Here is a 13,492-nt window from a genome sequence, read left to right as displayed (position 1 = left end):
CCAAAAAAGAGTCTAAACGCACCGCTTTCGGACACAGGATCCGTTATTAGCCATCAATACAACGAATATCCATTGTTTTCTAGCGAATAACGGATCTCCTGTCCGATGCATAGCGATTTCAGGCGATTTTAAGAGAAATAACGGATTCTGTGTCCGATCCGCTTTACAAAGCGCCGACATTGCTTGGCGGTATTGCTCTTGCATCTGGATGAAACGATGAAGAGGCGGGCAAGTTGTATGCGATGCCGGATTGGTGATAAGGACATCTTGCCGATGGTGCACCTGTTGTCTATTGCATCGAACCGGAATACTTCTCGGAAGTTCGGCTCATCCGCTCCCCCAATCCAATAGTTTCCATTGCTGCCGATGAAGCTCAGACACCCTAAATCGCGTTGGCAGCATTATTCTCTACCATCGATTGCTTAGCGTTAACCTGCGCAACAGCAGCAATTGACTTCCCATCCTTGCCATGCATGCAACACCTGTCATAATTGCCACACTTGCCAAAATGAGCCCCTCCTGGTGACTCCCAGGCGAACATTTCGGCACTCCGTGAAAGTCGCTCAACCCTCCTCAACCCTCCTTCCCTGCGGACGGAGGGTTCTGCTTTTCCTTAAGGCCGGGCATCCGCCTCTTTTGCATTCATCGCCTTGGCATCGGCACATGAACATGCTATATTAGGTACTACCTAATATTGTTAGCTTTTACCTAATAACATCCGCAAAGTAAGGTGATTTCATGCTCGTATGGATGCTCAGGCAAGTGATGGCGCAAAAAGGCGTTTGGACCGGCGCCGCACTGGCGCGGCTGCTGAAGGAAAAGGCAGGCTACCGTTTATCTGCGCCGTCGATTAGCGCCCTGCTCACCGGCCAGCCGAAGCAAATGAAGGCGGAGACGCTCGATGCTTTGTGCACCGCGCTCGATTGCACGCCGAACGATTTATGGGTGTTTACCCCTGACGGAAATGTAGCGCAAGGAGGCTAAGGACACGATGGCAGTGAAGACGATCGTCCCTTTCGGGGATTCGATTTTACGGAAAAAAGCTAAGCCCGTTACGGAAATGAACGAGAAAATCATCAAGCTGCTCGACGATATGGCCGATACGCTGTATGACGCGAACGGCAGCGGATTAGCCGCTCCGCAAATCGGCATTTTAAGAAGAGTCGTCGTGATGGATTGCGGGGACGGGCTGATTGAACTGATCAATCCGGAAATATTGGAGATGAGCGGCGAGCAGACCGGTCCCGAAGCATGCTTGTCTTATCCCCATCATTCGGGTGTTGTGAAACGGGCCAATTACGTCAAGATCAAGAGCTTGAACCGGCATGGGGAAGCCTTCATCTTAGAAGGCAAAGATTACCTCGCCCGCTGCATTCAGCACGAGATCGATCATTTGAACGGCCTGCTGTTCGTCGATCATATTAAGAGCGGCTACCTGATTTACGATCCGGCCCGGCAGAGAGTGCCTCTGATGGATGTGCTTCGCTTGACGAATCAGGGATTGTGAGCAAAATTCCCTCTTAAGAATTCGTGAACGTTTCCTGAAGCAAAGGTAACACAAAAACAACGTGCACGAGAGCATGAAGCTCTCGGCACGTTGTTTCTTTTTGAGGCACCTGTCCCTATAAGTTACGAGCCTTTCTTGCCGAACGACTGAACGGCCGTCCACTTCTTCCCTCCATCCTCCGTCTTATACAGGGTGGAAGTCATGTTGGAGCTGCCTGCGAGGAGAAAGCCCTGCTTGTCGCTGATGAACGAAGCCTGGGCGTTCAATCCGGGAATCTGCTGCTCCCCGTTCGTCCAAGTCGTCCCTCCGTCACGGGTCCACCCAGCAGATACGGTGCCGTAATCACCGCAAGGCGGGCACTCGCCGAACAAATACGCCGTATCCGAATTGATCGCAAGAAGCTGGCCCGGCTTGGTTCCCGGCCCTTTCGGTCCGACCTGCTCTTCTGTCTTGTAGCCTGGCGCAGGGCCGCCTCCGGCTGTCGAATGGGCTACAACCGTCTTCCATGCCTTGCCTTCATCCTTGCTGTGCAGCAGCGTATACGATGTCTGGCTCATGCCGCTTTCACCGATTAGCAGCACCCACACGTCCTGCGCATTCGTTGCCTGAATCACGGCCTGGGTCACCTGGCTTACGGTTGCATGCGTCCAGACGGTCTTCCACGTCTTGCCTCCATCCTTGGTAAGCTGAATCTGATAATCGGGCTGTTTCATCGTAACCGCCCAGCCCAGATCCTTCGAAACGTAATACGGCTCCCCTTTGATGTTTGCCGGGACGGGCAGCGAAGTCCATGTCGCTCCTCCGTCCGAGGTATACCGGCTTCCGCTAAAGCCCTCCTTCTCCGAAATAAAACGAAAAGATTTGCTTATGGGCGCCGAGTTGGTCAGCTCCGTCCATTTGGCTCCGCCGTTGACCGTATGAAGCAGGACGGCCGGGGCGGGCTTGCCATCCTGAGCCGGGCTGCCGCTGCCCTGAAGCGGCCTCATCAATGCCCAGCCCGTCGAGCTGTTAAGGAAGGAGAACGATTCGACGTTCCCGCTTCCTCCATATTGCTTCTCCCAGGTTACTCCTCCGTCCTTCGTATGCAGCACGGCTCCCGGACCGCCTGCCCAGCCCTCCGTCGGACTGATGAACTGAACCGCCGATACCGCCGCCTCTTGGGCAGCCGGCTCACCGGCTTGCGACGGTTTGGCCGCCCCTTCTGCATTGCCATCCTTTGGAGCTGCAGGTGCTGTAGGTGCAGGTGTCGCAGTTGCTCCCGGTGCCGCATTATCCGCAGGCGGCTTTCCAGCTGCATCCGCCGTCGGCTCTCCTGCTTTTTGTTCGGATGTATTGGAGCCGGATGGCGATGTATTAGCAGTAGTAGACCGGCTCTCGCAGCCGGCAGACAGTATTAACAGGAACACAGACAGCAGAATTAGAAAACGCGAAGCAATTGCCTGTCTCATACTACACTCTCCTTTGCAAACTTAGAATCAGATTGAACTCGAACAAACCTTGTAATGGCGTCTTCCTTACTACAATAGAATTTATTAGATTCCGAGGACGTCGATAGACGCTTTTCTCACTTTCATATCGTATATATTACCCATTTTCCCCTGCATTTCTCAACTTCTGCTCCGGTGCGATGTACAAAACCTGCCGGACAGCCCGATTAGTAAAGCGGAGACGCACAAGTACGAGCCCGTATTCCGGTTTGTCGCAATTTGTAGGTTGGAGCCTGCCGATCCTCTCCTTTTTCCAGCTTAGGCAGTTGGATAGCCCGCCCGTTGTAACCGTTTACAACAACGCCGTTTCTGTTCCTTTTGCGCCTCTGCATTCAGTTTCTTTTCACCAAGGTCAAAACGCCCTCATATGATGAATTAGTTCACTGGATTAGTCATGCGAGTCGGCACTGGGAAGGAGTTACAACAGTGAAAAGAACGAAGGTCAACATTGTAGTTTCAAGTGCCAGCACAAGCACTCAATTGGACGAACGGACTATCATGCTGAGCGATGCATTGATGAAGAAATGGAAAATCAATCCCAATTCGCCTGTCATGCTGCGCTACGGTGCTGCACGACATGAAGTCAGAGTCGTTCCGACGTCCACTGCAGGCATCCTTCGGCTCGATGCTACCCTTGCGTCCCAATGGGGCCTGATTAACGGCGATTCGTTGTGCGTGCAATATAAATCCAACGTCCGTTACCTGTATCTGGGTCCGTTAATCGGCGTCTTGGTCAGCAGATATTATGCCGGAAACAGCGAAAAGCCATTCGGTACCGTCACTGCGTTTTGCCGTGAGTTAACCGATGCCAGCAAGCTTTACAGCTCTTCGGTTTATTTCATTACCCCGAACGAACTGGGAAACTCAGGCGATACAATAAAGGGATGGCGCTTGACCGGCGGCAAATGGACGAAGCATACCTTTCCGATGCCTCATGTCGTTTATAACCGCTTGACGTCCCGCAAGTTGGAAAACATGGCCAGCGTCCAGCAGTTTTTTCGTCATGCCAAAACGCATCACAATGCAGCCCTGTTTAACGAAAAATATTTAAATAAGACCGAGGTCTTCGAAGCATTGAACAAGGAAAGCTCACTGCATCAGTATTTGCCCGAATCCCATCATCTGCGGAATTATCAAACCTTGAAGGATATGTGCGGCAAATACCGCGTTGTATTTCTGAAGCCGGCTTCCGGCAGCCTTGGCAAAGGCATCATCCGGATCACGAGAACCAGCAGCCAATCCTATATTTGTCATATTACCAATGTTAACGGCGCCCGTAAACAAACCTATGCGAATTTGTCTCAGCTCTTCTCCGCTTTTGCCGGAAAAATCAAACAAAGACGCTATCAAATCCAGCAAGGCGTGAATCTCATTTCCGTAGACGGACATCCAGTTGATTTCCGCGCTGTAGTCCAACGTAATGAGCTGGGTCAATGGGTCGTCACATCCACCGTAGCCCGAATTGCCGGAAACCATCACTTTGTTTCCAATCTTGCTCGCGGAGGCAGCCTGTCGACGGTGAAGGAAGCGCTCGCCCGCTCGAACTCTCCAACAGGCACCGGCGGCTCCTTGAAGCTGCGCAAAGCGGCTTTAGCTATCGCCAAGGGCATTGAAACGAATATCCCTGCGCATTTTGCCGAGCTGGGCATCGACCTCGCGATGGATACGCAGGGGAATGTGTGGCTGCTGGAAGTCAACTCGAAGCCGTCCAAGGAAGACAATGCCGCTTTATCGGACGAAATAAAAATACGTCCATCCGTGAAAAGAGTCATTCAGTATTCCCGTTATGCGGCCAAATTTTAAAATCGAGGTGATCTCATGATGGCACCGACGTCCCGACACGCATTGGGCATCATGACCACTCATACGGAAGGGAATCCCCCCTTTTACAATCGTGACTTTTATCGAAAGCTGTGCCTGATAGGCGCAAAATCGGGATTCACTGTATTTGTATTTACACCGCAAGGCATCCGCTGGGCCGAGGGCACGGTCACAGGCTTTGTGTACGATAAAAATACCCGTAGGTGGAGACCGCATGAATGCCCTATGCCGAGCGTCGTGTACGACCGCTGCTTTTTTACGAATCGGGGCCAATATGTGGAATACCGCGAAACGGTCCGGAGGCTGCAGCTCTTTCCGTCCATCCATTTTCTCGGGCGCGGCCTCAAGGGCAAATGGGAAGTCCAGCAAATGCTGGAGAAAGACGGCCGTTTCGATATGCACCTGCCGAAAACGGAAGTGATGCGCAGCGTGCGCTCTGCGGCCGAATGGCTTCAGGAGCACGGCACGGTGCTCATGAAGCCGCAAGCCGGATCGCAAGGCCGCGGCGTGCTGCTCGTGCAGCGCACCGCCGCTTCCGCTACGACAGCACGGCTGCATGCGGCTGACTCCGTCGCGCCCGAGAGCGCGGAAACCGCCCCGACGGCGTTTACCGTGCGCGGGCGCGATGCGCGCAATCGCCGCATCAAGCGCAGCTTCGCCGACAAGGCGGAGCTGCTCCGCTGGCTGCGCCGCTTCACGGCAAAGCGCGATTACTTGCTGCAGCAGTATTTGCAGCTGCACGGCAGCTCCGGCGAAGCGTTCGACGTACGCTCCCTTGTGCAAAAGGACGGCAACGGCCGCTGGCAAATGACCGGCATGGCGGTCCGCAAGGGGCAATCCGGCAGCCTGACCTCCAACCTGCACGGCGGCGGCCAGGTCGAACCCGCCTTCGCCTACATCGAAGGCCAATTCGGAACCGAAAAGGCCAAGATCATCCGGGAGCAGCTGGAACGGCTGTCCATGCAAATTCCGGAGGCGCTCGAGCAATGCCACGGGCGGCTCGCAGAGCTCGGCATCGACTTCGGAGTCGATACCGATGGGCAAATATGGATATTGGAGGTCAACTCCAAGCCGGGCCGGGCCATCTTCGCCCATCTTAATGACGATGCGGCAAGGAATAAAGCATTGGCCAATCCGGTGCTGTATGCCCGTTATCTGATCCGCTCGCGAGAGACGTTGAATCCGGCGCGCAGCCTTAAGAACACACCAAGGCCGGCTAAATCCCAATAGAGCCGGCCCGATGACGAAACATCGCTTACGAAGTAAGCTTTCCTCCGGATCGCAGCGCACGCTCGCGCTGCTACGGAGATAGCTTTGCTGTCGCAAAGCTTTTTTAGGAGGATACCCATGAGTTTGACAACTTGCACGATTCATGTGACGCAGAGACAGGAAAGAGTCATCTACTTGACTAGTGAATTGGCGAGAACCCTCAAGCTGGCGAAAACAAGAACCGTGACCCTTCACCTGGGCAATAAAACCGCCTCCACAGGTTTCAAGCTGTTGAAAAAACCAGGCAGCCATTTGTATGTGCCGCTCGCTATCATGTCCCAGCTCAAAATTCCAAGCTTGGACTCGACATTGATCATTTGCAATAACGGCAAGGACATCCGCATTGGTCCGTTGATCGGAATATTGACCAGCGTATCGAACAGCTCCAACCCTTTCGGGTCGCGCACGGAATTTATCCGTCAGTTCGTTCGCGTCGCTTCCGGCCGCTCGTTCTTCTTCGGCTTCTCCCCGCGCGACGTGAACTGGGATCAAGCTACGGTAACCGGGACGTTCGCGCGAAAGGACGGCGGCTGGTACCGCAAAACCGTGCCTCTGCCGGATGTTGTCTATAACCGGCTGCCGAGCCGCAAATCGGAGAAACTGCCATCCATGAACGAATTCAAACAGCGCTTTGTCAAACGGAACATCCCGCTATTCAACTGGGCTTTTTTCGAGAAATGGGATATCTACAATCTGCTCGAGGGAACGGATGCGTTCAAATATGTGCCTGAATCGCACATCAATCCTTCCTCAATCCAAATAAAAGAGATGTTGGATAGACACAAATTTATATATTTGAAGCCGACAGCGGGCAGTCTGGGCTTCGGGATCTACCGTCTTACGTACAATCCGAAACGCGGCTATTACGCGCGTTACCGGCAAGGCAACCGCAATGTGCTGCTCCGGTTCAACAAATTCGACGGCTTGATGCAGCATTTGAGAAGCAGTAATGCCAAGCTTAGCAATTATGTGGCGCAGCAAGGCATTCGCCTGATCGAAATCGACAATTGCCCGATCGATTTTCGCTTCCACCTGACCAAGAACATCAGCAACCAGTGGGTGGTTGCGGGGATCGGTGCCAAGAAAGCCGGCAAAGGCAGCGTGACGACCCACGTGCGCACCGGCGGGCAGCTGATGACTCCGGAGCAGGTGATGAAGCAAATATTCGGAGCCCGGGCGGACCAAGTATTGACCTCCGCCAAGGAAGCGGCGATCAAGCTGGCTGAAACGATAGAGGATAACGATCGTCATACGTTGGGCGAGCTTGGCTTCGACCTCGGTATTGATCATAACGAACGGATCTGGATGTTCGAAGCGAATTCCAAGCCTGGACGTTCCATCTTCAAGCATCCGGCACTCAAAGGAGAAGGTAAGGCATCTGTGCAGTACATTCATGACTACTGCCAGTACCTTAGCCGATTTCGAGCAAGGAGGGAGACCTGAGTGGACATCGAACTACACGAAAACCAACGTCCTACGATGGCCATTCTCACGTACGCCGATCAAAAACGGGTTTTTCGCGGAAATCAGGAAAATTTTATCGATTTGATTCATACCGGCGAAGAATATGGAGTTCTGGTTTACGTAATGACGACAGCCGAATTCAAGCTGATGGGCAATCAGGCGATCGGGTATACGTATAACTCTCAAACGAATAAGTGGAGAAAAGAGCTGCTTCCTCTCCCGCACGTCATTTATAACCGGATTCCGTTCCGCAAATACGAGCTGCTTCCCGAAGTTCAGCAAGTATTACAGGCATGCATAAAGCATAGAAAAATCCGTTTTTTCAATCCAACCTTCTTCAACAAGTGGACTTTATTCGAATGGTTGAACAAATCGAAGAACACGCAATCGTTAATCCCGGCCACCCAAAAGCTGACAACGAATGCGGATTTGGAATCGCTTCTGCTGAAGCATCCCAATCTTTATCTCAAGCCGATCCGCGGGAAAGCGGGCAAGGGGATCATGAAGGTAAGCCGAATCTATGAAAAAAACGCCAAAGCCCGCCGATACGAGCTAAGCGTTCAAGATAAAACGAAAAGCCATATTTCCCGGTATTCGAACATTCCCCAACTATGGAACCAAATCCGTGAAATGATGGGATCGCAGGATTACATTATCCAGCAGGGCATCACCTTGGCCAACTACAAGCAGCGTCCGTATGATCTACGGGTTCTCGTACAAAAAAACAGCAAAGGCCGCTGGACCATTGCCGGAGTAGGCGCAAGACTTGCGGGCAAAATGAGCATTACGACTCATGTTCCGCGAGGCGGCTCCATCGACGATCCCGTCAAGCTGCTGGAGTCGGGATTCGGTCCCGCGGGCAGCAAAAAAATATTAAACCGCGCCAAGAAGTCCGCTCTGATCATCGCCAAGCAAATAGAGCGAGCCAGCCAATCGATGCTGGGCGAAATGTCTATGGATTTGGGCGTGGATAACAACGGCCAAATCTGGTTCTTCGAAGCCAACTCCAAACCGATGAAGTTCGACGAGCCCCATATACGGAAAAAATCATTGGATAACCTGATCCAATACAGCATCCATTTAGCCAAACAGCCGACCAAAGCCCCCCGCTTATCCAGCGGTGCCGTGAAACGAAACGCGGCTAAAGACTCCACCTCCAAAGCAAGATAACCGCCATGACCGTCCGGCGGGAGACAGAGAGCCACTGAAGTCTCCCTGCCGGATTCATGGCGACAGAATAGATGAGAGCCCCGGACAGCAAATGCTATCGCGGGGCTCTCTCCTTTACGGCGTCATGCCGAAGGAATCCGGAATGACGGATGGGATCTATGACTCTTCTTTTGCCTCATCCGTCGATCTGAGGGAACGGATGGAGCTGGCGATTTTGCCGAACAGCTGGGGATCGGAGTGAAACCGGAACAGCTGAAATTGCGGCTTCGTGTTCGCCTCCAGCAGCCATATATGCTGTTTCGTATCAATGGCGAGATCCAGCCCCAGCTCGGTGATGTTGGGAAAATGCCGCTTCATCCCTTCAGCGATTTTGAACGACATCACCTTGATCCGCTCATCCCATTTGGGAGCGTCTTTCTTGGAAACGCGAAGCGTATGCGCCAGCGCCTGATGCAGCCCGATCGCCTTGCCTCCGCTGCTGTAGTTCGTCACAAACTGGTTTTTGGCGGCAACCTTGCCCATAATGCCGTAAAATTTCCATTTCTCATTAGCACTTATAAGCAGAAGCACACGGTAATCGACCGGATTCCCTTTGAATCGAATCAGGTCGATGCCTTGCTGTACAATATACCTTTTCTCTCCGAATCGTTGTTCCAGCTTCGTAGCCGCGGTATGCAAACTGGTGAACCTGTACGTATGGGAAGCCGTTTGGATGGTGCATGCATCTTCACCGCCGCGGGTCACCTTCAAGATGCCTTGCCCCTGCATGCCAAGGTCCGGCTTGAGAAACAGGACGGAATGCCGTCCGACCATCTCCTTGAACGATTGCGGCGAGAACAGCTCGGTTTCCGGCAAATAGGTGCGAAGCTCAGGCTCGCTCCACAGCGCCTCGTGCTTCAACCATTTTCTTCCGGGGTACTTAAGCAAATTTCCTTTCAACTCAATCTCCTCCGTGTGAATACCAGCGGGTGCAAGCCTTCCATTAGCTGTCACTAACGTTATTTATACTATTCGAGCCATAGCCAATGAGTACCATGGCCAAGTTAACATTCACAGCTTCCGCTAACGGATAAGGACGGGTAAATTTGGGCTGACACCATTACGCGGGACAAGTGACCTGCTCATATAATATGTTGCGGCCCCTGCTTGGAAACGACGGCATCGGGACCAAATGAACTAGGACGGAACAACATAGACGGGAGAGTAAGTATGAGCGAAATATTGGGCATTATGACGCACGCAATCAAGAACCCGGACCATTTCCGCCGCCATGCCCGGGCAGCAATAGGGGAATCGTTTGACGGAGTGCTGCTGTATACCCCTCAAGGCGTCGATTTACACAACAAGCAAATCCGGGGCTATCTCTATCGGGATGGCGGCTGGTCGAAGAAGAACGCATCGTATCCGAAGATCAATCTGGATATCGGCTTCTATCCCCCATCCTCCCTGCGTAAAGCGAGCTTGGTGAAGGCACATAAGGAGCTGCGCTTCACCGCTTACGGTTTGGGCAACAAAAGCAAAATACAAAAGCACTTGGTAGCTTCATCGTTTCTGAAGCCTTACCTCCTGCCGACCGAACGCGTCCAAACGAGCGCGCAATTCTCCGATTTTTTGGAAAAGCACCGCAGCGTGATGCTGAAGCCTATCAACGGCTGGGGCGGCAGAGGCATTATCAGGGTCACGATGGATAAAAACCGTTTCCAGGTGGAGCAGAACAACAAGAAGACGGTCCATTTGCCGCTGTCCCGCCTCAGTTCCTTTCTGCACGGTGTGCTGAGCCGCGGAGGCCGCCATATTATGCAAAAATGGATTGACATTCGCAATAGTGAGGGAAGCGTATATGACATCCGTGCACTCGCTCAAAAAAACGGCGAAGGGAAATGGCAGACTACAGGGACCGCTGTGCGGGAAGGGAAGCGCGGCGTTATCACCTCCAATATTAAAAGCGGAGGACACGCTTACGATGTGGAGCGTTATCTGAAAAAGCAATTCAATAACGAGAAAGCCGAGGCATTAACGAAATCGATCGCCGAGGTGGCTTCTTACATTCCGCCCTATATGGAGAAATCCTATAATACCCGCCTATCGGAGCTTGGCATCGATCTCGCTGTCGATTCGAGCGGGCGTCTATGGCTGTTGGAGGTCAATATTAAGCCGGGCAAATCGATCATGAAGATGGTGTACGGCCAAAATGCCTGGGAGCAAAGCTTCCGCCTGCCGTATCAGAACGCGAGACATATGCTGAAAGCCAAATGAGGTCAAGAATGACGAACAGCCCGTTCTGCCTGATAAGCCCCAACTCCCGAGGCCGCAGAATGGGATACATAGCATTGTTAATTTATTACAGCCGGTCCGGCCCGTTTTTCATAAATACAAGAGGATATAACCTGGCTTCAATCAGCGCCGACAAAGGGACTAGCCATTTCCTCGTTTGGCTAGGGATACCCTTACCGTCCATTATTTTCATAAACCGATTTCCAAATTGAAGAAATTTCGCGTTGGTTGGCACTATATACCAGTGAAAAGCTTTAGCAAATCTTGCTATGATGGCTAAGTAACCCAATTCAGGAGAGGTTATGCAACTCAGTGAAGGAGATGGTAAAGTGAAGAAAAGGATCATCAGTTTAACGTTGGCTTTGTCCCTGGGGATAACAGGAATAGCTTCCGCTAGTGCGAGTTACTCTACTTCGGGTGCCATTGCCAAATATAACAAGTACATTAACGCTGACAGTTACGTCAAGGACGAGCTTTACAATGTCGCTGATTTCCGTAAAAATTACGCGGGTTCCGAAGGAACGCTGGCTTATCAAATCGTAGATAGAGCTATTTGGTATATGGAAAACGGATATTTTGTATATGGACATGGAACCGATGCCTACGGCAAATACGGATATGAAGATTGCTCCGGATTCACCCGGCTCGTATTCGGAGACTTCGGCTTCAATATTACCGGCACTTCCGCAAATTACGATTCCGTCGGAACGAAAGTAGCGGGCGTCGGCAAGAAGCAAGTGAACGGCAAATGGCAGCTGACCGGCGTGGACAACTTGAAGATCGGCGACATCTTGACCTGGCAGCAGAGCGATCATATTACCCACGTAGCCATTTATATGGGTAAAAATCGCGATGGACAACCTGTCGTTCTCGGCACGAGAGATGACGGCAACCCTACAGGCTTAGGAACCATCGACAGCTGGTCTTATTGGTGGGGAGAGAAGTTCCATTCCGCAAGACGCGTTCTTCCTGAAGCGGCATTTACCGGTATGGCCGGCAAAACAGCCAACGCACCTGTCATTCCGAAATCGTATGTGCTGCCTCCGCAAAAAACGGTTCCGGCATGGAAGCCAGGCACGACAACACCGACACCAACACCAACACCAACTCCGACACCAACGCCTACGCCGACGCCGACTCCGAAGCCGCCGGCTGAGCAGAAGAAATATGTTGTAACGAAAAACGGCTGGGTATCGTTTAAAGCATCCGCAAGCTCCGCTTCCGACGCGGTAGGTCGATTGCAATTGGGACAAAAAGCCGAACTGATTAAACAATATAATTCCTATTGGTATCAAGTCAAATGGAATGGCAAGACGGTATACATAACAACGAACAGCAAATATACTAAAGTCGTTACGGAATAGTATATCCATCCGTAGACGAAAAAACGTCGTTTGAATCCAAACGGCGTTTCTTTTTTTGCTTATGTATTCGCGGCTCGAGCCAGCTGGAATACCAGCTGGCTGTCAAGTGCGCTCAGGATCGCTATCGGGTCTCTCCTACCTTTGCTGTTTAGCGGCTCTTACGGAGCGTACAGATGAGGCTATACGGGCGTAAAGCCCCCGGTTAGCATGATGCCTGAATAATTGGTATTGAGGCCTTGTGTTCGCCTCCAGCAGCCATATACGTTGATCGGCATCGATTGCGACATCGAGTCCCAGCTCGGTCACGTTAGGATAGTATTTTTGTAAAGCTTCGGCAAGCTGAAGCGACAAGCTTTTCAACCGTTCATCCCAGTTAACGTCTCCCAATTTTTCATTACCGAACGCCTTCGAAAGTGCTTCCTGCAGCCTAATTGCTTTCCCGCCGCGCGCGTAGTTCGTCACAAACCGGTTTTTGGCCGCCACTTTTCCCATAATGCCAAAAAACTTCCACTTCCCGTTCGTCTTGTGCAAGAGAATACGGAAATCGACTGGACGGCCTTTGATCCGTATCAGGTCAATTCCTTGCTGCACAATGTACCTCTTGCCTCCGATCAGCTTATTGAGTCTGCGGGCAGCAGATGATGCGCCTCTCCTCTTGTAGGTCTTCGAGGCGGTCTGAATCGTGCATTCGCCTTCCTTAACGCGTGATACCTTCACAATGCCTTGTCCCCTCATTCCCAAATCGGGCTTGAGAAACACGACGGGATGCTGTTCTATCATTTTCTTGAAAGATTGGGGCGTAAACAGTTCCGTAACCGGCAAATGGGGGCGAAGGCCTTCTTCATTCCAAAGCGACTCATGCTTCGACCATTTCCTACCTGGATATTTCAGCAAATTTCCTTTCACTGTGGGATCTCCTCCGTGATGATTAACAGCGGTAGCACGTCTTAACCTCCTAGGAAGACGTGATTTATAGTATTCTCCCCTTTGACAAAGAGTGATAGGCATAGGTTTATTATGCCCGCCCGGACGGGCTGTGCTATCGCCTGAGGTAAAATTGGGCGCTGCGGCTTAACCCGGACAAGACTCCAAGTCATATGATATTATGCGGTTCCATACTACGGAGAGCGCTGCAG

11 protein-coding genes are annotated in these 13,492 nt (G+C 51.9%); 8 read left to right on the top strand and 3 right to left on the bottom strand.

The annotated features are described in order from the left end of the window. Positions 1 to 738: 738 nt before the first annotated feature. The gene (locus tag ACFQ88_RS08830) at positions 739 to 984 is read left to right on the top strand and encodes a helix-turn-helix domain-containing protein (RefSeq protein ID WP_379453852.1); all 246 of its coding nucleotides are present in this window, start codon (positions 739 to 741) and stop codon (positions 982 to 984) included. Positions 985 to 991: 7 nt separating this feature from the next. Next, the gene (gene def / locus ACFQ88_RS08825; protein WP_379453851.1) at positions 992 to 1,507 is read left to right on the top strand and encodes a peptide deformylase; all 516 of its coding nucleotides are present in this window, start codon (positions 992 to 994) and stop codon (positions 1,505 to 1,507) included. Between the two features lie 122 nt (positions 1,508 to 1,629). Here the strand turns inward: def and ACFQ88_RS08820 are convergent, their stop codons facing one another. Continuing rightward, positions 1,630 to 2,955: a WD40/YVTN/BNR-like repeat-containing protein gene (locus tag ACFQ88_RS08820; RefSeq protein ID WP_379453850.1), complete on the bottom strand. Its 1,326-nt coding sequence runs from the start codon at positions 2,953 to 2,955 to the stop codon at positions 1,630 to 1,632. A gap of 465 nt (positions 2,956 to 3,420) precedes the next feature. Between ACFQ88_RS08820 and ACFQ88_RS08815 the strand changes: the two genes are divergently transcribed. The 4 genes from ACFQ88_RS08815 (at position 3,421) to ACFQ88_RS08800 (ending at position 8,718) form a co-directional block, all read left to right on the top strand. Next, positions 3,421 to 4,797, top strand: a complete 1,377-nt coding sequence (locus tag ACFQ88_RS08815) for a YheC/YheD family endospore coat-associated protein (RefSeq protein ID WP_379453849.1) — start codon at positions 3,421 to 3,423, stop codon at positions 4,795 to 4,797. 18 nt (positions 4,798 to 4,815) lie between these two features. Continuing rightward, positions 4,816 to 6,045, top strand: a complete 1,230-nt coding sequence (locus ACFQ88_RS08810; protein ID WP_379453848.1) for a YheC/YheD family endospore coat-associated protein — start codon at positions 4,816 to 4,818, stop codon at positions 6,043 to 6,045. A gap of 117 nt (positions 6,046 to 6,162) precedes the next feature. Next, a complete protein-coding gene (locus ACFQ88_RS08805; protein WP_379453847.1) occupies positions 6,163 to 7,527 on the top strand; it encodes a YheC/YheD family endospore coat-associated protein in 1,365 nt (454 codons plus the stop codon). A gap of 6 nt (positions 7,528 to 7,533) precedes the next feature. Continuing rightward, positions 7,534 to 8,718 carry a YheC/YheD family endospore coat-associated protein gene (locus ACFQ88_RS08800; RefSeq protein ID WP_379454356.1) on the top strand — a complete coding sequence of 395 codons (1,185 nt, stop codon included), beginning with the start codon at positions 7,534 to 7,536 and terminating at the stop codon, positions 8,716 to 8,718. A gap of 156 nt (positions 8,719 to 8,874) precedes the next feature. On the opposite strand, the gene ACFQ88_RS08795 is transcribed toward ACFQ88_RS08800, so the two are convergent. Beyond that, positions 8,875 to 9,657 (bottom strand): YheC/YheD family protein, encoded by a 783-nt coding sequence (locus ACFQ88_RS08795; protein WP_239632986.1) that lies wholly within the window; start codon positions 9,655 to 9,657, stop codon positions 8,875 to 8,877. A 270-nt stretch (positions 9,658 to 9,927) separates the two neighbouring features. On the opposite strand from ACFQ88_RS08795, the gene ACFQ88_RS08790 reads away from it, so the two are divergent. Together ACFQ88_RS08790 and ACFQ88_RS08785 are read left to right on the top strand one after the other, a co-directional pair. Further along, on the top strand, positions 9,928 to 10,974 hold the full coding sequence (locus tag ACFQ88_RS08790; protein ID WP_379453846.1) for a YheC/YheD family endospore coat-associated protein: 1,047 nt from the start codon (positions 9,928 to 9,930) through the stop codon (positions 10,972 to 10,974). A gap of 347 nt (positions 10,975 to 11,321) precedes the next feature. Then, the gene (locus ACFQ88_RS08785; RefSeq protein WP_379453845.1) at positions 11,322 to 12,356 is read left to right on the top strand and encodes a C40 family peptidase; all 1,035 of its coding nucleotides are present in this window, start codon (positions 11,322 to 11,324) and stop codon (positions 12,354 to 12,356) included. A gap of 135 nt (positions 12,357 to 12,491) precedes the next feature. On the opposite strand, the gene ACFQ88_RS08780 is transcribed toward ACFQ88_RS08785, so the two are convergent. Further along, a complete protein-coding gene (locus tag ACFQ88_RS08780) occupies positions 12,492 to 13,262 on the bottom strand; it encodes a YheC/YheD family protein (protein ID WP_379453844.1) in 771 nt (256 codons plus the stop codon). Positions 13,263 to 13,492 lie beyond the last annotated feature (230 nt).

Source organism: Paenibacillus sp. NPDC056579, assembly GCF_042793215.1.
In the GTDB taxonomy this organism is placed as follows: Bacteria; Bacillota; Bacilli; order Paenibacillales; family NBRC-103111; genus Paenibacillus_S.
Note: the sequence above shows the minus strand (reverse complement) of the source record. Positions and strands in the feature narration are given on the sequence as shown.